Source organism: Mycobacterium sp. TH-M11 (assembly GCF_057473725.1).
In genome coordinates this window covers 1-1,928 of sequence record NZ_JBYCLD010000346.1, presented here as the reverse complement: position 1 = coordinate 1,928, position 1,928 = coordinate 1, and the positions used below count along the sequence as shown (strand labels likewise).

Genomic DNA, 1,928 nt, shown 5'->3' with positions numbered 1-1,928 from the left:
GCGGGGCGACGCCGCCACAATCCTTGCGGCTTCCGCCGGAGTTGGCGGAGGTGGCGGCTCGGTTTCGTACCGCACACCAATGTGAGCTGCTGTGAGCTGCTCAACCGACTGGTGTTCTGTCCCGTGGCCAGTGTCCCAAGATGGGATCAAAAAGGCCGGATTGGGCGGTACAGATGAGATTCGTGAAGCCGTCTGAGCAGCACTTATGCGACGGTCCAGAACGGTAGACGACACCCTTGAGCTCACTGGGGGTGAAGTGGTCGCAGGTTCAAATCCTCTCAGCCCGACAGCTGCAAATGGGCTCTGAGCTGCGATGATGCGTTGCGCGGTGGATCAGACGACCCGGAGCGCGGGCCAAAGCTGGCACATCGGCCGGTTACCTGTCATGTCGTCGCCGCCGGTGGTCGCGGAGCGGAATGACCAAACCGACGATGCCGAGTATTGCCAGTGGCGCGGTCCATCCGCGGCGCCACCAGGTCGCCGACCGGCAGTCGCCGACGTAGTCGGTGGCGCGTTCGGTTGCCTGCCCCTGGACGGCGTTTCGGTTCTCTTGATCTGCGGCGGCGGCCTGCGTGTACTCAGTGCTGGCGCCGTTTCCGCAGGCGATGCGAAACCCGTACTGGTCCCAATGGTCCAGAGCGATCGGCCACAGCAGCGCGATCGCTGCCAACGCCAGCACCGCAGAAGAGACAAGGGCCAGCCCGAAGCGGTTGCGTAGCAATTTATCTGACGACACGTTAGTTCATGGCGCCGAGGATGGGCTCGGACTCGATGAGCCCTTCGTCACTGGGTTCGATGCCCTGGCCGAATACCCGGGCTACTTGACGGTCCCGCAGTTCGCGATGTGCCACCGCGGGCGGTTCAAAGCCGTACCGCGCTCGGGCTTCTGCAGGTGTGAGGATTTCCGCGTTCAGCGGCGGGACGCCCAGTTTGATGGGCGCAACGACGGGATGGGTCATGGGGGACAGCACTTTGAGCAGCGCCAACTCCACGCGCGGGCTGAAGGAAACCAGCCTGAAAGCGCTCCACAAGATCGGCCGCACAACAACGTCGACGATGCGGGATTGATTGATGCCGCTCTGCTCACGCATCCAGCGCGGCATGGTGGCGATGGTGCCGACACGCAGCACCTGGGCGGCCAGTCGGGCTATGGGCCGCAAAGCTTTCGGCGTCGGCGGCAGCATGACCTTGGCGTCGAGCAGGTGTTGCATTGCTTGCACGGCGATATCGCTGGCGGCCAGCTGCGGGCGCATCCATTCGAAGTAACGTCGGACGCCCTCGCGGGTGCGGGGCACGTCGTGTGGTGAGCACGTCTGCAATTCGGCCGCGACAGCGCATTCCTGCCAGTAGCGGGCCTCTTCTTGCGCCGACAGCCTTCCGGGGCCGTACTTTTCGTAGGCGTAGAGGATCGAGTGCCACGCGGTCAGGTGGATCCACAGCTGCGAGGCGGGGTCGTTGGCATCGTATTGCTTACCGCCGTAGGGTTCGGTGCCGATCGCCTTGGAGTGAATTTTTACCAACACGTCAGCGGCGGTTGATGTTTCGCGGGAGCCGCCGAATGCGACCAGCGCGAAGTAGTGCAGGGTGCGGTCATAGCGGGTGCGTGGCCGCTTGTAGATATCGTGAGTTTTGTCGACCGCGGCGATGAGGTTGGGGTCGAGTTCCTCGATGACCACGGCCCGCTGGAACCCCACGGTGAGCGAGCTGGGATATCCCCACACCTTCCAGGCCACTGAGTCCGGGCCGAAAAAGCCGTAGTCCTGGTGCGGCGTCACAGCCCCGGTGGAGAGTTTTTCGCCACCGAGCTGGCGGAGTAGTTGCGGCCGCGGAGTGCGTGTCGAGGTCATAGAGCTGTTCCCTTCATCTTCGTGGGTTGTGATCAGGCGACGTCGAATTGAATGGCGTTCCAGGTGTTCTCATCGGACGCA

At 63.3% G+C, this 1,928-nt stretch carries 2 protein-coding genes; both read right to left on the bottom strand.

Annotated features, from left to right (window positions below):
- Positions 1-376: 376 nt before the first annotated feature.
- The gene (locus AC2VOG_RS13935; RefSeq protein ID WP_486940478.1) at positions 377-736 is read right to left on the bottom strand and encodes a hypothetical protein; all 360 of its coding nucleotides are present in this window, start codon (positions 734-736) and stop codon (positions 377-379) included.
- Between the two features lies 1 nt (position 737).
- A complete protein-coding gene (locus tag AC2VOG_RS13930) occupies positions 738-1,847 on the bottom strand; it encodes an oxygenase MpaB family protein (protein WP_486940477.1) in 1,110 nt (369 codons plus the stop codon).
- Between the last annotated feature and the right edge of the window lie 81 nt (positions 1,848-1,928).